Genomic DNA, 19598 nt, shown 5'->3' with positions numbered 1-19598 from the left:
GCCTGCCGCCCCGACTACTTCTTTGTATGAAGGCCGCTGTCGATGGCCGCCGCGCATGCCCCATGCCACCGGCTGATCTGTCTTTTTTGGGGACGGATCCTGAATGTTTTCGAATCAGATTGTTCGGCTTGGCGGCCTAATTTAGATTCGCGGGATGGACCGCCTGTTGTGCAGCATCGTGCCCGCGGTGCCGGCCCGCCGGCGCAGGCGGCTTCCTCCCGGAGAAACCCATGTCTTTTCGCCTGAAGCAGACCAGCGCCCTGATCGCCGCGGCGTGGCTTGCATTCGCCCCGCTCAGCCCGCAGGCCGCCACGCCGCCCACGCCAACCGCGGCTGCCCTGAGCTGGCCGCGCAATTTTGACGCCGCCACCGATCACGTGGAGCTGTACCAGCCCCAGATCGAGACCTGGGACGGCAACCGGCTGTCCGGGCGCGCGGCGGTGGCGGTGGGCGAGAAGTCGGGTTCTCCGACCTACGGCGTGGTGCATTTCTCGGCAACCGGCGATATCGACAAGTCCTCAGGGCTGGTGCAACTGACCCGAATCACGGTGGACAGCGTCGAAGTGCCGACCCGGCCCGACGCCGCCGACCGGGTGCGCCAGGCGCTGGTGTCGCGCCTGCCGGCCAACGGGCTGACGGTGCCGCTGGACCAGCTGCAGGCCAGCTACGCGGTATCGCAGCAACTGGCCAAGGCTGGCCGCGTGGCGGTGCGCAATGACGTGCCCCAGATCCTTTTTGCCACCACGCCGACGCTGCTGGTGCTGGTCGACGGCGAGCCGGCCTGGCGCGCCGTGCCGGGCACGCAGTACGAACGGGCGCTGAACAGCCGAGCGCTGCTGCTGCGCGAATCCGGCGGCGAGCTGCACCTGAAGGCGGCCGGCTACTGGTATCGCTCCGAATCGGCCGGCGGCGCCTGGGAAGTGATGACGACCGTGCCCAAGGCGCTGGAGAGCGCGGCCACCAAGGCGGCGGCCGGCATGAAGCCCGACACGATGCTGCCGGCCGACGGCAAGCGGCCGGCGAGGGCGCCGGCGATCCTCTTTGCCACGCAGCCGACCGAGCTGGTCATGACCAGCGGCGCGCCGCAGATGACGCCGGTCAGCGGCGTCAGCCTGCTGACGATGTCCAATGCCGACCACGCGGTCTTTGTCGATCCGGGTGCCAACCAGTATTACGTGCTGGTCTCGGGCCGCTGGTTCCGCGCGCCGATGCTGACCGGGCCGTGGGAGTACGTGCCCGGCGCCCAGCTGCCGGCAGACTTCGCCAGGATCCCGGCGACCGACCCCAAGGCCAATGTGCTGGTCTCGGTGCCCGGCACGCCGCAGGCACGCGAGGCCGAGATCGCGGCGACCATTCCGCAGACCGCCACGTTGTCGCGCAGCAAGGCCAGCCTGGCGGTGGCGTATGACGGCGCGCCGCGCTTCACGCCGATCACCGGCACCTCGCTCAGCTACGCGGTCAACAGCGGCACGCCGGTGATCGAGGTCGACAGCAGCCACTACTACGCGGTCGCCAACGGCGTCTGGTTCACGGCGCCGGCACCGTCCGGCCCGTGGCGTGTGGCCACCGAAGTGCCGTCGGCGATCTACACCATCCCGCCGACTTCGCCGGTGTACTACGTGACCTATGTGCGCATCTATTCGGTCACGCCGGAGACCGTGGTGGTGGGCTATACCCCCGGCTACATGGGCGTGGTGGTCAGCGCCGACGGCACGGTGGTGTACGGCACCGGCTATGTCTATCCGCCCTATGTGGGCGCGGTCTACTACGGCTACCCGGCCACCTATGGCTACGGCGCCGGCTTTGGCATCGGCATGGCCGAGGGCTTTGCCTTCGGCTTCGCCGCCGGTGCGTTCTGGGGGGCGGCGTCGCCGTACTGGGGCCCTTATTGGTGGGGCGGCGCGTACAACTGGAACTACGTCAACGTGAACCGGGCCAATTTCTACGGCCGCTGGGGCCAGGGCACCGTGACCCACGCCCAGGGCTGGAACGCGTGGACCGGCACCGAATGGCGCGGCACCACCGGCGCCGGCTACAACCCGGCCACCGGGGCGCGCTACCAGGGCAGCCGCGGTGCGGCGTTCAATCCCTATTCCGGCAACTATGCGGCGGGCCGCCAGGGCTCGTTCGCCAATCCGTCGACCGGGCGCGAGGGCGCCGCGCGCGGCGGCGTGGCCGGCAACACCTACACCGGCAACTATGCCGCCGGCCGCCAGGCGGCGGGCTACAACGCGCAGACCGGCCGCGTCGGCGCGGCCGAGGCGGGCATTGCCGGCAATACACAGACCGGCCAGCACACTGCCGGCAGCCGTGGCTTTGTCGCCAATCCGGACAAGAACAATGCGGTGGTGTGGAACAACGGCAACGTGTATGCCGGCCACGACGGCTCGGTGTACCAGCACACCGACAACGGCTGGCAGAAGCACACCCCCAGCGGCTGGGAACCGGTGCAGTCCGGCAACGACGCCACTGCGCGGCTAGAGCAGCAGCGCCAGGCGCGTGAGATTGGCCAGCAGCGTTTCCAGGGCACGGCCCAGCAGTGGCAGGGGCGCGGCGGTGGGGGCGGTTTTGGCGGCCGTGCCGGGGGTTTCCGCGGCGGCGGTTTCCATGGCGGGTTCCGCCGCTGAGACAGGGCCCTGGCAGCCCGCGCGGGTGCGGGCAAAAGCAAGTCGAAAGCAGTAAAGACGCCTACAAAAGAATTGAATTGGCGCCCGCAGGGCCGAGCCTTACCCTGCCGGTAAAGAGGCGAGTGCGGCCACCGGTCCGGCGCGACGGAAGGTCGCCAGCGTGCGCGCGCGGCGATCGCGTGCATAACCATGGCGGGAGAGGGATCCGTGAACACTGCTTTCCATTGGCGCGGCGCGCTCTGGCTGGTCTGCGCGATGACGCTGGCCGCCTGCGGCAAGGACAAACCGGCGCCCAGCGCACCGCCCGCGGCCGAGGTCGGCACCATGACGGTGGCGCCGCGCGATGTGCCGATCGTCTATGACTTCGTCGGCCAGACCCAGAGCTCGCAGCAGGTGGAGATCCGCGCGCGCGTCAATGGCTTCCTGGACCGGCGCGTCTATACCGAGGGCGCGGTGGTCAAGGCCGGCGAGACCATGTTCCTGATGGATCCCAAGCCTTTCGCCGCGGCGCTGGATGCGGCCAATGCCGAAATGGCGCAGCAGGTGGCGCGGCTCAAGACCGCCAATGCCGACCTGGCGCGGGTGCGCCCGCTGGCCGAGCGCAACGCGCTGAGCCAGCGCGACCTGGACGACGCCGTGGGCAAGCAGCAGGCCGCCGCGGCCGCGGTCGAGGCGGCCCGGGCCAATGTCACCAATGCCAGGCTGAACCTGGGCTATACCACGATCAAGTCACCGGTCACCGGCGTGTCGAGCTTTGCCAAGAAGCAGGCCGGCAGCTATATCGATCCGTCGAACAGCCTGCTGACCTACGTGGCCAAGCTCGACCCGATGTGGGTCAATTTCAGCCTGTCCGAGAACGAGGTGCTGTCGTCACGCTCGGAGCAGGAGTCCGGCGCGCTCAAGTTCCCGCCCAAGGGCGCCTTTGACGTGGTGATCGTGATGGCCGATGGCAGCCAGTTCCCGCATCACGGCAAGATCACCTTTGCCGATGCCTCGTTCAGCGCCGAGACCGGCACCTACATGATCCGCGCCGAGGTTGCCAACCCTGACGGCACGCTGCGCCCCGGCCAGTTCGTGCGCGTGAAGCTGCATGGCGCCGAGCGCACCAAGGCCGTGGCGGTGCCGCAGGAAGCCGTCATCCAGGGCCCGCGCGGGCAGATGGTGTGGGTGGTCGGCGCGGACAACAAGGCCCACCAGCGCGTGGTCGACGTGGGCCAGTGGACCGGCGACAACTGGGTGATCCGCTCCGGCCTGAAGCCGGGTGAGCGCGTGGTCGTCAGCGGCGGGCTGCGGCTGGCGCCCGACGCGCCGGTCAAGGCCACCGAGGTCGCGTCCGGCCAGAAGCCCCCGGCGGGTGCGGCGCCCGCCAGCGCACCGGGTGCGCCAGGCGCGTCATCCCCCGCCCAGGCCAAGAGCACGCAGAGCGCGGGGAGCAAGCCATGAAGCTTGCCCACTTCTTCATCGACCGACCCATCTTTGCGTCGGTCCTGTCCATCATCATCGTGGTGGGCGGCCTGGTCGCGCTGACCAAACTGCCGATTGCCCAGTTCCCGGACGTCACGCCGCCGTCGATCACGGTGACGACTCGATACCCCGGAGCCAGCGCGGAGGTGGTCGCCCAGAACGTAGCGGCGCCGATCGAGCAGCAGGTCAACGGCGCGGACCGGATGATGTACATGAACTCGACGAGCTCCTCGACGGGTGACCTGACCTTGACGGTGTATTTCGAGATCGGGACCGATCCGCAACTGGCGCAGGTAGACGTGCAGAACCGGGTCAACCTGGCGCTGCCAACCCTGCCTGAAGCGGTCACGGCCCAGGGCGTTTCCGTGCAGAAGCGTTCTTCCGCGTTCATGATGGTGATTGCCATCTTTTCGCCGGACAACAGCTACGACCAGACCTTTGTCGGCAACTACGCCAACATCTATGTGCTGGATGCGCTCAAGCGCATTCCCGGCGCCAACCAGTCAGCGATCTTCGGCAATCCGGACTACGCCATGCGGCTCTGGCTGCGGCCGGACCGGATGGCGTCGCTGGGCATTACCACGGAAGACGTCAAGAACGCTGTCAGCGCGCAGAACCAGCAGTTCTCCGCCGGGCGTATCGGACAGTCGCCGACCACCGATCCCGTCCTGCAGACGTTCCCGATTGCGACCAAGGGCCAGATGACCGAGCCCGCCGAGTTCGAGAACATGATCCTGCGCGCGCAGTCGGGCGACGCCGCGCTGGTGCGGCTCAAGGACATCGGCAGGGCTGAACTCGGCGTCAAGGATTATTCGCTGCGCAGCCGCTACAAGGGCAAGACCGCCACGCTGCTGGCGGTCTACCAGCAGCCGGGCGCCAATGCGCTGGACGTGGCCAAGCAGGTGCGCGGCACGCTGGCGGAGCTGAAGAAGTCGTTCCCGCCCGGGCTGGAATATGAGGTTGCGCTCGACACCACCGAGTTCGTGAACGAATCGATCAACGAGGTGGTGCACACGCTGCGCGATGCGGTGATCCTCGTGATCCTGGTCGTCTACCTGTTCCTGCAGAGCCTGCGCGCAACCATCGTGCCGATCCTTGCCGTGCCGGTGTCGATCATTGGCGCCTTCGTCGGCATGAGCATGTTCGGCTTTTCGGTCAACATGCTGACCTTGTTCGGGATGGTGCTGGCCATCGGCATCGTGGTCGACGACGCGATCGTGGTGATCGAGAACGTCGAGCGCAACATGGTGGAGTTCAAACTGCCACCAAAGGAGGCGGCCAAGCGTGCCATGGACGAGGTGAGCGGCCCCGTGGTTGCGATCGTGCTGGTGCTGCTGGCGGTATTCATCCCGGTGGCGTTCCTGTCCGGCATTACCGGCCAGCTCTACAAGCAGTTTGCCGTCACCATCGCGGTGTCGGTGGTGTTGTCCGGGGTGGTGGCGCTGACCCTGTCGCCGGCGCTTGCGGCAATCCTGCTCAAGCCCGGCGAGCACAAGAAGAACCGGTTTTTCCAGTGGTTCAACAATTCGTTCGATCGCCTGATCCAGGGGTACGACAAGTCGCTGCAGGTCGTGATCAGGCGGACGGTGATCTCCATCGTCATCATCCTTGTCATGATCGGGGTGAGCGTGCTGATGTTCGTGCGGATACCGTCGTCGTTCCTGCCGGTGGAGGACCAGGGCTATCTGTTCGGTGCCGTGGTGATGCCGGATGCGGCCAGCCTGGACCGCACCGGCAACCTCTCCTCCCGTGCCGAGGCCTGGTATGCCAAGCAGCCCGGCGTCAGCTCGGTGGCGTCCGTGGACGGGTACAGCCTGATCGATTCGCAGAACAAGGCCAATGCTTCCACCTTGTTCATCACGCTGAAGGGCTTCCATGACCGCAAGGAAGGCGAGAGCGCGGCGGATCTGATCGCCAAGGCGAAGAAGGAGTTTGCGAGCTACCAGGACGGTGTGACCATTCCGATCAACCCGCCCTCGATCCCGGGCCTGGGAACGACCGGTGGTTTTGAGTTCTGGCTCCAGAGCACGGCGGACGGCACCTACCAGCAGCTGGAGGAGCGGGTGCATGCCTTTATCGCCAAGGCGCGGCAGCGGCCGGAGCTGACCGGGATCAATTCCACTATCAACACGCGCTCGCGCCAGTTGCTGGTGGAGGTGGATCGCGAACGCTCCGAAACCCAGGGCGTGCCCGTCGAGCAGGTCTATTCCGCGCTGCAGACCATGTTCGGTTCGCTCTTCGTCAGCCAGTTCCCGAAGAACAGCCGGCTGTTCCAGGTGATCCTGCAGGCCGAGGCCGACTACCGCTCGCGTCCGGAGGATCTCGACAAGGTCTACGTGCGCAACCGCACTGGCGAAATGGTGCCGATCAAGGCGGTGACGACATCCCGGTATGTCCCGGGCGCCGATATCATGACCCGCTTCAACAATTTCCCGGCCGCCAAGATCATGGGCGATGCCGCGCCGGGCTACAGCTCCGGCCAGGCGCTTGCGGCCATGGAGGACGTGGCGCGGGAGGTGCTTGGCCAGGGCTACAGCTTTGCCTGGAGCGGACAGGCGTACGAGGAGAAGACTGCCGGGTCGACGGCAGCAATGGTCTTTGCCTTTGCCTTGCTGATGGTGTTCCTGATCCTTGCTGCGCAGTACGAAAAATGGACGCTGCCGTTCGGTGTGCTGCTGGCGGTACCGTTCGCGCTGTTCGGTGCACTGGTTGCCATCTTGTTGCGTGGCATGCAGAACGACGTCTACTTCCAGATCGGGCTGACGGTGCTGATTGCGTTGGCGGCGAAGAATGCCATCCTGATCTTCGAGTTCGCGGTGGAAATCCGGCACAAGGAAGGCCTCAGTGCCTACGACGCGGCCTTGCATGCGGCCAGGCTGCGCCTGCGCCCGATCATCATGACCTCGCTCGCCTTTATCCTCGGCTGCGTGCCGCTGGCGATCGCCAGTGGCGCGTCGGCGGCCAGCCGACAGTCGCTGGGCACCGGCGTGATCGGCGGGATGCTCGGCGCCACGGTGATTGCGCTGTTCTTCATCCCGATGTTCTTCTGGGGGCTGGAGGTTATGTCCGAGCGCAAGCCTAAGCCCAAGGTCGGGGCCGCAGCCACCACGCCACCGGCCGGAGAACCGTCATGAGCGCGCGCCACCGGCTGGCCGGTGCCTGCCTGGCCGCAGCGCTGGGCGGCTGTGCCATCGGCCCCAACTATGAGCGCCCGGCCACGCCCGAGCCGGCGCAGTACCGCATCGATACCGGCGTGCTGTCGGTGGCCGCGGACAGCGCCTGGTGGGACAGCTTCGGCGACCCGGTGCTGAACACGCTGGTCGAGACGGCGCTGCGCAACAGCTACGACGTGCGCATCGCCGCGGCCCGCATCGATGAGTTCCGCGGCCAGCTGATGGTGGTGCGCTCGGGATTCTTCCCGCAGGTGAACCTGTCTGCGGCGGCAACGCGCCAGCGCGCCGGCACCTTCAACGGCACGCCGTTCGCGTCGCTCGATGGCCCGCGCAACTCGTACCAGCTGCTCGCCAATGCCAGCTGGGAGATCGACCTGTGGGGCCGCATCCGGCGCCAGGCGGAGTCCGCCGAGGCCAGCCTGTGGAACGCCGAGTACGCGCGCCGTGGCGTGGTGCTGTCACTGGCGGCATCGGTGGTGCAGGGCTACGCCACGCTGCGCGGGCTGGACGCGCAGCTGGAGATCGCGCAGCAGACGCTGAAGGCGCGCGGGGCTGGACTGGATATCTTCCGGCAGCGCTATGAGGGCGGGGTGATCTCGCAGGTTGAGCTGTCGCAGGCCGAGAACGATTTCTACGTGACCGAGGCGACGATCCCGGTGCTGCGCAGCGGCATCGCGCAGACCGAGAACGCGCTGTCGGTGCTGCTGGGCCGCGAGCCCGGGCCGATCGAGCGCGGCAAGCCGGTCAATGAACTGCAGCCGCCGCCGGTGGGTGCGGACCTGCCAGCCGCGCTGCTGTCGCGCCGGCCGGACGTGCTGCAGGCCGAGCAGTCCGCCATTGCCGCCAATGCGCAGCTGGGCGCCGCGCAAGCGTTGTACCTGCCGGCCGTCAACCTGAGCGGGCTGTTCGGCGCCATTGCCAGTTCGCCGGCCGGGTTGTGGCATAGTGCCTCGCAGGTGTGGGGCATCGGTGCCGGCCTGACCCAGCCGATCTTCCAGGGCGGCGCCATCCGCGGCCAGGTGCAGGCCGCCTCGGCACAGCGCGAGCAGGCCATGCTGGCCTACCAGGGCACCGTGCTGTCGGCCCTGGCCGACGTCAACAGTGCACTGTCCAACGGCATCGAGACCCGCAACCGCCTGGTCAGCCTGCGCCAGCAGGAGAAGAGCCTGGTGGTCTATGCCGACCAGTCGAGCGCGCGCTACGAGGGCGGCTATTCCAGCTACCTGGAGGTGACCACGGCACAGGAGAAGCTGTTCGCCGCGCAGCTGTCGGCGGTGCAGGGGCAGGTGGACGTGCTGACCGGCACCGCGGCGTTGTACAAGTCGCTCGGCGGCGGCTGGCCGTCGGTGCCGCAGGACGTCAGGGAGGCGGGGATGCAGGGGGATGCGAAGGTGTTGAGGCGGTAGGACGAAGTGCTGGCGCAATTGCCAGGCGCTAGCGCACCGCGTGCGCCGGAATTCACTGCCACCTCTCGCGGACGCTCCCCTCTCCCGCGAAGTGGGAGAGGGGTGGGGGAGAGGGCCGGAGTGTCCACGAAGTGCAGCGCGTCGGTATGCCAGCGCCTGCCCTCACCCCCAGCCCCTCTCCCGCAAGCGGGAGAAGGGAGCAAACCGCAGGCGTTGAAATGTGCTCACGCCACTGACCTCACCGCGCCGACCACTCCCCCTGCCTGACCCCCAGCGCCGTGACCACCCCATAGGCCGTAATCCCCAGCGCCACCCCCAGGAAGTGTCCGTCCAGCCCCATCCCGAATACGTTGGCCAGCAGCCAGCCGCCGCCCACCGCCAGCGCGATCCGGCACAGCCCCGCGGCCACCGGCCAGCGCATGCGGCCCGCGCCCATCGAGGCAAAGTACAGCGCCATGCCCAGGCCGAAGCTGCCGAAGGCCGGCCCTACCCATGACAGCGCGCGCGCGGCGATGGCGATCACTTCGGGGTCATGGGTGAACAGGCTGGCAAAGCGCACCGGCGCCAGGCCCACGGCAATGCCGGCGGTGCCGGCGATGGCCAGCGCCAGGAACGCGCCGACCCATGCCGTGCGGCGCGCGGTATGCCAGTCGCCGGCGCCCACGGCGCGGCCGACCAGTGCGGTCAGCGCCGAGCCCACGCCAAAGGCCAGCGGGATCATCAGGAATTCCAGCCGCGCCGAGATGCCATAGGCCGCCACCGCCGCGGTGCCATGGTGGCGCAGCTGCGCGGTGACCAGGATGGTGGTCAGGTTGGCCACCGAGGCCAGCGCGCACGCCACCAGGCCCACCGACAGGATGCGCGCGAACAGCTCCCACGACGGCCGCACCCGCAGCACCGGCACGAAGCCCGCGCCGCCGCGCGCCACCACGATCGCCATCGCCAGCGCCGCGGCCCACGACACCGCCGCCAGCGCGGCGCCGATGCCGGCCAGCCCCATGCCGGCAGGCTCGGCCAGCAGCCACGACAGTGCGGGGAAAGCGACCCACATCAGCGCCAGCACGCGTGCGGCCAGCGCATGGCGGCCGCCGCCGCGCAGCACCGAGGCCAGCGTATTGGCCAGCCACGCCGGAATGGCGCCGACACCGAACAGCCAGATCGCATAGCTGGCAGCGGCCTCCGCCGCCGTGGCGCCGGCCACCGCGCCCAGCACGCCGCGCGGGAAGCCCGCCAGCACCACCGCAAAGGCCAGCCCGGCGGTCACTGCGATCAGCAGCGCGTGCATGACCAGCGAAGACGCTTCCTCGCGCTTGTTGGCGCCAAGCGCGCGGGCGATGGCCGCGACCACGCCGCCGCCCATCGCTCCGGTCGACATCTGCTGCAGTAGCAGCGCAAACGGCAGCACCACCGCCCAGCCGGCCAGCGCCGCCGTGCCCTGGCGCGCGGCCAGCCAGGTTTCGATCAACTGGGCCACGGCCTGCAGCACGGCGATCAGCGCGGTCGGTCCGGCCAGCTTGCCGATGCGGCGCGCAATTTCAGTGGCCGGTACCGCCTCGGCGGGCAGGGCGCCCGCGGGCAATGTGCGCGTGTCAGTCATGGCGGGCCTCCCCTGGCTCGCCAACGGTCCCGGCCTCGCCAAAGCGCTGCCGCAGGAAGCGGCCGGCACCGGGGCCGGGCAGGACACGCAAATCGTCCAGCGTGATCGCGCTGCCGTCGGCGCGCGCCAGCGCCGGCTCGGCAATCTCGGCGCCGGTGCGGCGGTCCTGCAGCAGCGTCAGCGGACCCTTTTCGTCGGTCATCCAGCGGTCGGCCCAGGCCTTGAGCGCGACATAGGCCGGGAAGAAGTCGCGGCCCTTGTCGGTCAGCTGGTAGACGTGGCGAGCGCCGCCCTCGGGCGTTACGCGGGCCAGCAGCCCGTGCGCCACCAGCGTCTTCAGGCGCGCGCTGAGGATGTTGGGGGCGATGCCCAGGTTGCGTTCGAACTCGTCGAAGCGCGTGCTGCCGTAGAAGGCCTCGCGCAGCACAAGGATGGCCCAGCGTTCGCCCAGCACGGCCATGGAGCGGGCTACGGGGCAGGGCATCGAGGTGAAATCGGTAGGGGGCATGGTCTCCGCCGTTCTGGTCCTGTCGACTTGCTTGCAAAGTGCAAGTTTTCTGGAGCATAGCTTGCAAAACGAAAGTTTGCAGGGCTGGTTGCGACCCTGAGTCCGGAAAGCGTTCGTTCACCGGCCAGCGGTGCCGGCTACGCCACCGCGTCGCGGAACACTTCAAGCTTGTCCAGTTCCTCTCGCAGGAACCCGATCAGCGCGCGGGTGGCCATCGACGGGTGCAGGTTAGGCGTGGTGATGATGAAGAGCTTGTTGCCCAGCCCCTCCGGGCGCCAGTCGGGCAGCACCGGCACCAGCCGGCCGGCGCGCACTTCCTCCCAACCGATGTAGACCGGCAGCATGCCGATGCCGAGGCCCTCGCGCACGGCGCGCGCCAGGAACAGGAAGTTTTCCGACTGAAGCTTTGGCGTCAGCGCCACGTCCACGCGCTGGCTGTCGCGGTACAGCGACAGCGGGAACTGGCGCGGCGGGTATGGCGGGCACAGGAAGTTGCAGCCGGTCAGGTCGGGCGGCGCTTGTACCGGCGGGATGTCTGCGAGGTACTCCGGCGATGCATACAGTTGCCACCGGATGTCGCAGATTTCACGCGCCACGTGATCCAGCGGCGGCGCCGAGGTGACCTTCAGCGCGACATCGATCTCGGCCGCGATCAGGTCGTTGACGCGGTTGGCGAAGAACACGCGCAGCGTAATGCCGGGGTGCTTCCGCGCAAACTGCAGCAGCAGCGGCGCGATATAGGCATCGCCCAGCCCGGTGGGCACGCTCACGCGCACATGGCCGCGCAGGGTCCGGCCCAGGCTGTCGATCTCGGCCTGCGCCGAGGCCACTTCCTGCAGGATGCGCACGCCATGCTGGTACAGCGCATGGCCGGGCCCGGTCAGCTCCAGCCGGCGCGTGGTCCGGCGCAGCAGCTGGGCGCCGGCCTGGTGCTCCAGCTCACGCAGCTGGCGGCTGACCTGCGAGCGCGTCACGCCGCGGCGCCGGCCGGCTTCGGCCAGGTTGCCCGCATCGACGATGTCGACGAAGGCCTGGATCAGGTTGAGGTCCATCGGGGATTGCCTGCAGGATTGTCGCGTCTGGTGCAACATTGTGATTCCGATGCACCTGATTGTCGATCCACGGCTACGCCGATACAGTGGTCGGCTGACAGAACGGATCGCATACAGGAGACGACGGATGGCCACGGACCTCTGGTTTGAAGACATGCACCGCAGCGGCGAAGAATTGCTGGCGCGCGGCGCCCGCCTGGCCGGCGGCCTGCGCGCGCTGGGCGTGCAGGAGGGCGACGTGGTCGCCGTGCTGCTGCGTAACGATCCGGCCTATGCCGACGTGGTCCATGCCTGCCGTACCGCGGGCTGCTACTACTGCCCGATCAACTGGCACTTCACCGCCGAGGAAGTGCGCTTCCTGCTGACCGACAGCGGCGCCAGGGTGCTGCTGGTGCAGGCCGACCTGCTGCCCGCCGTGCGCGACGCCGTTCCGGCCGGCATGACGGTGCTGTCGGTGGGCGGCCCCGCCCAAGGCGCCATCGACTATGAAAGCTGGCTGGCGCAGCAGCCGGCCTACGACGGCCCGCGCGTGGCGCCGCGCGGCCATATGGCCTACACCTCCGGCACCACCGGCCGGCCCAAGGGCGTGGTGCGCCAGCCGCTGCCGCTGGACCGGCTGGAGGAACAGCTCGCGCGCATGCGCTCGGTGGTGAGGCAGACCTACGGCATCGAGCCGGGTTGCCGCACGCTGATGTCGGCGCCGCTGTACCACAGCGCGCCGGGCTCGTTTATCCAGAACGCGCTGCAGATGGCCGAACGCCTGGTGCTCACGTCGCGCTTTGATGCCGAGCAGGTGCTGGCGCTGGTGGAAAAGCACCGCATCGACGTGCTCTACCTGGTGCCGATCATGTACGTGCGCCTGCTCAAGCTGCCGCCCGAGGTGCGCGCCAGGTACGACCTGTCTTCGATCCGCTTCGTCGCCTCCACCGGCTCGCCGTGCTCGCCCGAAGTAAAGCGCGCGATGCTGGAATGGCTGGGCCCGGTCATCCACGAAACCTACGCCTCCAGCGAAGCCGGCATGATCACCGTGGCCACGCCGGCCGATGCCGCCGCGCGCCCGGGGACCGCCGGCAAACCGGTCGATGACGCGCAGCTGCGCATCCTCGACGAGAACGGCCGCCAGTGCGCGCCGGGCGAGATCGGCCTGGTCTACGTGCGCCAGCCGGCTTACCCCGACTTCAGCTACCGCAACAATGATGCCGCGCGCGCCGCCATCGACCGAGACGGGCTGGTGACGCTGGGCGACATGGGCTATGTCGATGCCGACGGCTACCTGTTTATCTGCGACCGCGCCTCGGACATGGTGATCTCCGGCGGCGTGAACATCTACCCGGCCGAGATCGAGCATGAGCTGGTGCGCTACCCCGGCGTGGCCGACTGCGTGGTGTTCGGCATCCCCGACGACGAGTACGGCGAGCGCCTGCTGGGCATGGTGCAGCCGATGCCAGGCGTGGAGATCCGCGAGGCCGAGGTGATCGACTGGCTGCGCCAGCGGCTGTCCGGCTTCAAGGTGCCGCGCAGCATCGTGGTCGAGACGCAGCTGCCGCGCGATGAAACCGGCAAGCTCGCCAAGCGCCGGCTGCGTGACCGATACTGGGAAGGCCGCCAGCGCCGCGTCTGAGCGCGTGCCCGGCCTGGATCGATCACGACCGATAACAACAGGAGGAGACGCGATGCAGAACAAACCAAGCGGACGGCGCGCCTGGCTCGCCGCGATGGCAGCCGGCGCGGGGTGCGCGCTGGCCATGTGGGGCGGGGCCGCGCAGGCCGCCTATCCCGATCGCCCGATCAAGCTGGTGGTGCCCTACACCCCCGGCGGCTCGACCGACCAGTTCGGCCGCGCGCTGGCCGACGGCATGTCGCGCCAGCTGGGCCAGACCGTGGTGGTGGAAAACCGCCCGGGCGCGGCCACCATGATCGGCACCACCAGCGTGGCGCGTGCGCCGGCAGACGGTTACACCATGGTGCTGGCCACCAACGGCAGCATGGTGCTCAACCCGATGCTGTACAAGAAGATCAACTACGATCCGCCCAAGGATTTCAAGATCTTCAGCATCGGCGCCGAGGTGCCGCTGGTGGTGGTGACCAACAGCAAGGTGCCGACCAGCAATATCCGCGAGTTCGCGGCCTACGCCAAGGCCGCGGGCGGCAAGCTCAACTATGGCTCGGTCGGCCTGGGCAACGCGCTCCAGCTGGCCACCGAAATGCTCAAGACCGAGCTGGGCATCAGCGTCACCCACGTGCCCTACAACGGCAGCGCCCCGGCGCTGTCGGCGCTGCTGGCCAACGACGTGCAACTGATGGTGGATGTGGTCAGCACCTCGCTGCCGCATATCAAGGCAGGCAAGCTCAAGGCGCTGGCGGTCACCGGCCGCACCCGGCTGGACGTGCTGCCCGACGTGCCGACCGTGGCGGAAGGCGGCTATCCCAACTTCCAGGCCGCCACCTGGTTCGGCCTGGCCGTGCCCGCGCAGACGCCGCCCGATGCGGTGGCCAGGCTGCAGGCCGCCGCTGCCCACGTGCTCAAGGACGCGCAGTTCCGTTCCACCTTCAGCGCGCTGGGACTGGTCGTGCAGGCGCCGCGCACGCAGGCCGAGATCGACCGCTATATCGAAGCCGACCGCGAGCACTGGGGCAAGGTGATCAAGGCCAATAACATTTCGTTGGACTGACTGGAAGTGCGGGAGCCGCCAGGGCCATGGGGTAAGCTACTGCTCGCCCCTGGCCCGGCAGGCCGCCGGTGACTTTCCCGTCACCGCCCGCGCCAAGCAGGAACAACCCGGCCGGGGCGGGCTCCAACCCGGAGCCGTTCATCAGGAGTCCGATTTGAAATTCCCCGTTGCCGGGCTGGCGCTTGCCGGCCTGCTGGGCGCCGCTGCCGGCGCCATTGCCGCCCCCGCTTCCGCCCCTGCCGCCAAACCAGCCCCCGCACCGGCCAAGGCCCAGGCCAAGGCCGAGAACAGCGCGCTGTCGCCGCTGCTGGCCATGCTGGAAATCGGCAACCCGCTGCCGGCCTTGCCGGATTGCGCCGACAAGCGCACGCCCGATGGCCGCGATGTCACCGGATTCTGTGTCGAACTGAAGGGCGATGGCCTGATGCGCCAGGTCGGCGTGCCGCGCGCGCAGCGCCCGTCCTTCATGGACGGCCCCTTTGTGCTGGCCTTTGTCGACCGCAACGCGCTGGTCGGCCTGGTGGTCCCGACCGCCGGCGCCAACTCGCAGCAGGCCGCGGCCGACAGCGTCAGCGCGCTGTACGGCAAGCCGTTCCGGCAGGAGCAGGTCGACATGCCCGACAAGGCTGGCAAGAGCATCAAGACGCTGCATGCCGGCTGGATGCACAAGCCGCTGACGGTTGAGCTCTACGCCATGCCGGAAGACCCCAACACCGGCACCATCGAAATGCTGCTGCCGCAGGCGCGCGTGCTGATGGCGGACAAGGATGCCGAGGTGGACAAGCAGCTCAATCCGGCCTCGGCGCCCGCGGCCAAGGGCGGCAAGGCCGCCGCCAAGCCCGCGCCGAAGCCAGCCGCCAAGCCGGAGAAGCCTGGCAGCTGGTAGCACCCGCAGCAGGCGGCCTGGCCGCCTGCTGACCTGGCCTCAGAGTCCCTCCATCACCTTGTCCAGCCCCCGCACCACGCCGCGCACGGTGTGGACCTTGCGGATCGCCAGCAGCGCGCCGGCGACATAGGGCGTGGAGCCGTCGCCGGCCTCGTGCTTCAGGTGCAGGCGCTGGCCGTCGGCGCCGAAGATCACTTCCACGCCAAGCTGGTAGCCCGGCAGCCGCACCGCATGCACCTGCGTGCCCGACATGGTGGCGCCGCGGGTTTCCTTCGGGCCCTTGACCTGGTCGACCGGCACCGCCTGCGCGGCGGCCTTGACCTGGCCGAGCCGGTAGGCCAGCTCGCGCACGGTGCCGGAGGGCACGTCGATCTTGCCGGCCTTGGCGTAGTCGATGATCTCCCAGTGCTCCAGGTGGCGCGCGGCCATCTCGGCAAACTTCTGCAGCAGCACCACCGTGATGGCGAAATTGCCGCAGGCGAGCACGCCGCGGTCGGCCTGGCGCGCGGCCGCGTCGATCTCGGCATAGTCCTCGTCGGTCAGCCCCGAGGTGCCCACCACCACGTGCGCGCCGTGCGCCAGCGCCTGCAGGATGTTGTGCTTGGCGATGCCCGGCTTGGTGTATTCGACATAGACGTCGTAGGGCGTTTCCCCCAGGGCCTCGATGCTGGCGGCCGCCACGCCCGGCGTATCGGCATGGCCGGTCAGCTGCGCCAGAGGCTGCCCGGCGGCGCCGCGCGACAGGCCGGCCACCAGGGTCATGTCGGCCGCATGGGCCACGCCGCGCGCCAGTTCGCCGCCGGCCCAGCCGGTCACGCCGCCCACGGCGACACGGATCGGGTTGTTCATATTGTTGCTCCGCAAACGCTTGATCGGGTTGGCAGCATACCGCGTCAGCCGGCAGCGCGCCGGCGGTCGAGCTTGCGCGCGAGCACGATCGAGGTGGTGGTGTGGTTGACGCCGTCGAGCATGCCGATCTCGTCGAGCAGCCGGTCCAGGCGGTCGTGCGTGTCGCAGCGGATCGCCACCAGGTAGTCGACCGGGCCGCTGACCGAATTGACCTCTTCGATCTCGGGCAGGCGCTGCAGCGCGCGCAGGATCGCGGGCGCGGCCTTGGGCTGCACCGACAGGCCGCAATAGGCCAGGATGGCGTTGTCTTCCATGCGCTGCCCCAGCCGCACGCCGTAGCCGGCAATCACCCCGCTGCGCTCCAGCCGCGCGATGCGCGCGACCACGGTGGTGCGGGCGATACCCAGGTGCCGGGCGAGGTTGGCGGCGCTTTCGCGGGCATTGGCCTGCAGCAGCGACAGCAGGTGCCGGTCGGTGGTGTCGAGCTCGGTCATTACGTCGGGATGGTTCGTCGTTTCGTTCGATTATGGCGGGTTTTCGTCGCTCTTGTGGCTTCATTGTGTCGCGCTGGCTATCCATACTCCAGTCAACAGGACAACCTTTTCTTGTGGACGGAGACACCATGCAAGCCTCGAACCTGGGCCGGCAGGCCCCGCGCGACCTGCCCAAGGCGACCCGCCCGCTGCACGTGGCGGTGCTGGGCGCGGGCAAGATCGGGCGCACCATTGCCACCATGCTGCATGACAGTGGCGACTACCGCGTCAGCGTGGTCGACCATGACGCACGGCGCCTCGACGGCCTGCCGCGCGGCGTGCTGGCGCGCGCCGGCGACCCCACCGAGCCTGGCACCTGCGCCGCGCTGCTGGCCGGCGCCGATGCCGTGCTCAACGCGCTGCCGTTCCACGCCGCGATCAGCGTGGCTTCGGTGGCGGCGCGCCTGGGCGTGCATTACTTCGACCTGACCGAGGACGTGGCCGCGACCCAGGCCATCCGCCAGCTGGCGCAAAGCGCGCGCTCGGTGCTGATGCCGCAGTGCGGGCTGGCGCCGGGCTTTATCGGCGTGGTCGGGCATGACCTGGCGCAGCGCTTCCTGCGCGGCGGGGGAGAACTGCTGGACCTGCAGATGCGGGTCGGCGCGCTGCCGCGCTACCCCAGCAATGCGCTCAAGTACAACCTGACCTGGAGCACCGAGGGACTGATCAACGAGTACTGCAACCCGTGCGAGGCCATCGTCGACGGCCGTCGCGTGGAACTGACGGCGCTGGAAGGGCTGGAGAGCTTTGCGCTGGACGGCATCGAGTACGAAGCCTTTAATACATCTGGCGGCCTGGGCACACTGCCCGAGACGCTGGCCGGCCGCGCGCGCCATGTCGACTACAAGTCCATCCGCTATCCGGGCCATTGCGCGCTGATGAAACTGCTGCTCAACGACCTGCGCCTGCGCGAACGCCGCGAATGGCTGCGCGATATCTTCGATCGCGCCATCCCGGTGACCGACCAGGACGTGGTGATCGTGTTCGCCACCGCCACCGGCTATCCGGCCGGGGGCGAACGCGGGCGCGGGCCGCTGACGCAGGCTTCGTTCTCGGCGCGCATCGGCGGGGTGGATGGCAAGGGGGGCCATGTCAACGCGATCCAGCTGACCACTGCCGCGGGCATCTGCACCGCGCTGGACATGGTGGCCACCGGCGCGCTGCCGCAATCCGGCTTCGTGCGGCAGGAGTCGATGCCGCTGGACGCCTTCCTTGCCAATCGCTTCGGCCGCCATTACACGCAGCATCCGCTCCAGGAGACCGTCATATGAAAGCGCAAGAGTTCGCTGCCTGCTGGGATTCGCTGGGCCTGCCGCGGCCGTGGCGGGAGGGCACGCCGGCCGGCGCCGTGACGGTCCGCTCGCCGGTCGATGGCGAGGCCATCGGCCATGTCCCGGCCTGCACGCCGGCGCAGGCCGATGCGCTGATCGCCCGCGCCCACGCGGCGCAGACCACCTGGGCGCTGCTGCCTGCGCCTGCGCGCGGCGAGATCGTGCGGCGCTTCGGCGAGGTGCTGCGCGAACACAAGCCGGCGCTGGGCCGGCTGGTCTCGCTCGAGTCCGGCAAGATCCTGCAGGAAGGCCTGGGCGAGGTGCAGGAGATGATCGACATCTGCGACTTCGCGGTCGGGCTGTCGCGCCAGTTGCACGGGCTGACCATTGCCTCCGAGCGCCCGCAGCATGCGATGCGCGAGACCTGGCATCCGTATGGGCTGTGCGGCGTGATCTCGGCCTTCAACTTTCCGGTGGCGGTGTGGGCGTGGAATGCGGCGCTGGCGCTGGTGTGCGGCAACGGCGTGATCTGGAAACCCTCGGAAAAAGTCACCCTGTGCGCGCTGGCCGCGCATGGCCTGCTGGAGCGCGTGCTCGCCGCGGCGGCGCCGCAGCACGCCGGCATCTCGGCGGTGCTGCCGGGCGGGCGCATGCTGGGCACCCACCTGGTGTCGCACCCGGCGGTGCGGCTGGTCAGCGCCACCGGCTCGACCCGCATGGGCCGCGAGGTCGGCGTTGCCTGCGCCGGGCACTTCAAGCGCAGCATCCTGGAGCTGGGCGGCAACAATGCCGCCATCGTCGCGCCTTCGGCCGACATCGAGCTGGCGGTGCGGGCCATCACCTTCGCCGCGGCCGGCACCGCGGGCCAGCGTTGCACCACGCTGCGTCGCTGCTTTATCCACGCCGACCTGATGGACACCATGGCGAGCCGGCTGATCACCGTGTTCGACCGCCTGCCCGTCGGCGACCCGCTCGCTGACGGCACCCTGGTCGGCCCGCTGATCGACACCGCCGCGGGCGATGCCATGGCCAATGCGCTGGCCGCCTGCCGCGCGCAGGGCAATATCGTCACCGGCGGCGAACGGCTGCTGGCCGACCGCTACCCGCATGCCTGTTACGTGCGGCCCGCGCTGGTGATGACCGACGCCCAGCACGACACCATGCTGACCGAAACCTTCGCGCCGATCCTGTACCTGATGCCGTACACCACGCTGGATGAGGCCATCGCGCTGAACAATGCCTCGCCGCACGGGCTATCGTCGTGCATCTTCACGGAATCGATGCGCGAGGCCGAGCGCTTCCTGTCCTCGGCAGGCAGCGACTGCGGCATCGCCAACGTCAACATCGGCACCAGCGGCGCAGAGATCGGCGGCGCCTTCGGCGGGGAAAAGGCAACCGGCGGGGGCCGCGAGTCGGGATCGGATGCGTGGAAGGGCTATATGCGCCGCGCCACCAACACGATCAACTATGGCGATTCGCTGCCGCTGGCGCAGGGGATACGGTTCGAGATCTGACGGCATCCCTGGGCGTGTTACAGGGCGCGTAGGGAACTGTAACAAG

Annotated in this window: 14 protein-coding genes; 9 read left to right on the top strand and 5 right to left on the bottom strand. The window is 68.8% G+C overall.

Features of this window, described 5'->3' with window-relative positions; translation table 11 throughout:
• Positions 1-230: 230 nt before the first annotated feature.
• From AC1Q6V_RS22975 to AC1Q6V_RS22960, 4 genes are all read left to right on the top strand, one after another.
• The gene (locus tag AC1Q6V_RS22975; protein WP_454750845.1) at positions 231-2627 is read left to right on the top strand and encodes a carbohydrate-binding family V/XII; all 2397 of its coding nucleotides are present in this window, start codon (positions 231-233) and stop codon (positions 2625-2627) included.
• 207 nt (positions 2628-2834) lie between these two features.
• On the top strand, positions 2835-4070 hold the full coding sequence (locus AC1Q6V_RS22970; RefSeq protein WP_058698063.1) for an efflux RND transporter periplasmic adaptor subunit: 1236 nt from the start codon (positions 2835-2837) through the stop codon (positions 4068-4070).
• Complete coding sequence (locus AC1Q6V_RS22965; protein WP_010812265.1) at positions 4067-7225, top strand: efflux RND transporter permease subunit; 3159 nt, start codon at positions 4067-4069, stop codon at positions 7223-7225. The genes AC1Q6V_RS22970 and AC1Q6V_RS22965 overlap by 4 nt, the downstream gene beginning before the upstream one ends.
• Positions 7222-8670: an efflux transporter outer membrane subunit gene (locus AC1Q6V_RS22960; protein ID WP_439668310.1), complete on the top strand. Its 1449-nt coding sequence runs from the start codon at positions 7222-7224 to the stop codon at positions 8668-8670. Before AC1Q6V_RS22965 ends, AC1Q6V_RS22960 begins: the two co-directional genes overlap by 4 nt.
• Positions 8671-8908: 238 nt before the next feature.
• Here AC1Q6V_RS22960 and AC1Q6V_RS22955 read toward each other — a convergent pair whose 3' ends face one another.
• The 3 genes from AC1Q6V_RS22955 to AC1Q6V_RS22945 all read right to left on the bottom strand — a co-directional run bounded on the left by AC1Q6V_RS22955 (position 8909) and on the right by AC1Q6V_RS22945 (position 11827).
• On the bottom strand, positions 8909-10267 hold the full coding sequence (locus AC1Q6V_RS22955; RefSeq protein ID WP_010809866.1) for an MATE family efflux transporter: 1359 nt from the start codon (positions 10265-10267) through the stop codon (positions 8909-8911).
• Positions 10260-10775, bottom strand: a complete 516-nt coding sequence (locus AC1Q6V_RS22950; RefSeq protein ID WP_010809867.1) for a winged helix-turn-helix transcriptional regulator — start codon at positions 10773-10775, stop codon at positions 10260-10262. Before AC1Q6V_RS22950 ends, AC1Q6V_RS22955 begins: the two co-directional genes overlap by 8 nt.
• Positions 10776-10912: 137 nt before the next feature.
• On the bottom strand, positions 10913-11827 hold the full coding sequence (locus AC1Q6V_RS22945) for a LysR family transcriptional regulator (RefSeq protein WP_010809868.1): 915 nt from the start codon (positions 11825-11827) through the stop codon (positions 10913-10915).
• Positions 11828-11954: 127 nt separating this feature from the next.
• On the opposite strand from AC1Q6V_RS22945, the gene AC1Q6V_RS22940 reads away from it, so the two are divergent.
• The 3 genes from AC1Q6V_RS22940 to AC1Q6V_RS22930 all read left to right on the top strand — a co-directional run bounded on the left by AC1Q6V_RS22940 (position 11955) and on the right by AC1Q6V_RS22930 (position 15385).
• Positions 11955-13448, top strand: a complete 1494-nt coding sequence (locus AC1Q6V_RS22940) for an acyl-CoA synthetase (RefSeq protein WP_010809869.1) — start codon at positions 11955-11957, stop codon at positions 13446-13448.
• A gap of 52 nt (positions 13449-13500) precedes the next feature.
• Positions 13501-14499, top strand: coding sequence for a Bug family tripartite tricarboxylate transporter substrate binding protein (locus AC1Q6V_RS22935; protein ID WP_454750846.1), 999 nt, complete (start codon positions 13501-13503; stop codon positions 14497-14499).
• A 154-nt stretch (positions 14500-14653) separates the two neighbouring features.
• Positions 14654-15385: a hypothetical protein gene (locus AC1Q6V_RS22930; protein WP_454750847.1), complete on the top strand. Its 732-nt coding sequence runs from the start codon at positions 14654-14656 to the stop codon at positions 15383-15385.
• A 39-nt stretch (positions 15386-15424) separates the two neighbouring features.
• Here the strand turns inward: AC1Q6V_RS22930 and dapB are convergent, their stop codons facing one another.
• The gene (gene dapB, locus AC1Q6V_RS22925; protein ID WP_010809872.1) at positions 15425-16234 is read right to left on the bottom strand and encodes a 4-hydroxy-tetrahydrodipicolinate reductase; all 810 of its coding nucleotides are present in this window, start codon (positions 16232-16234) and stop codon (positions 15425-15427) included.
• Between the two features lie 44 nt (positions 16235-16278).
• Positions 16279-16728, bottom strand: coding sequence for an Lrp/AsnC family transcriptional regulator (locus tag AC1Q6V_RS22920; protein WP_010809873.1), 450 nt, complete (start codon positions 16726-16728; stop codon positions 16279-16281).
• A gap of 128 nt (positions 16729-16856) precedes the next feature.
• Between AC1Q6V_RS22920 and AC1Q6V_RS22915 the strand changes: the two genes are divergently transcribed.
• Together AC1Q6V_RS22915 and amaB are read left to right on the top strand one after the other, a co-directional pair.
• Entirely contained in the window at positions 16857-18038 is a 1182-nt protein-coding gene (locus AC1Q6V_RS22915) for a saccharopine dehydrogenase family protein (RefSeq protein ID WP_010809874.1), read from the top strand.
• Positions 18035-19552 carry an L-piperidine-6-carboxylate dehydrogenase gene (gene amaB / locus AC1Q6V_RS22910; protein ID WP_011616119.1) on the top strand — a complete coding sequence of 506 codons (1518 nt, stop codon included), beginning with the start codon at positions 18035-18037 and terminating at the stop codon, positions 19550-19552. The genes AC1Q6V_RS22915 and amaB overlap by 4 nt, the downstream gene beginning before the upstream one ends.
• Positions 19553-19598 lie beyond the last annotated feature (46 nt).

The sequence above is a fragment of the Cupriavidus sp. GW823-FHT07B10 genome, from assembly GCF_058794355.1.
Note: the sequence above shows the minus strand (reverse complement) of the source record. Positions and strands in the feature narration are given on the sequence as shown.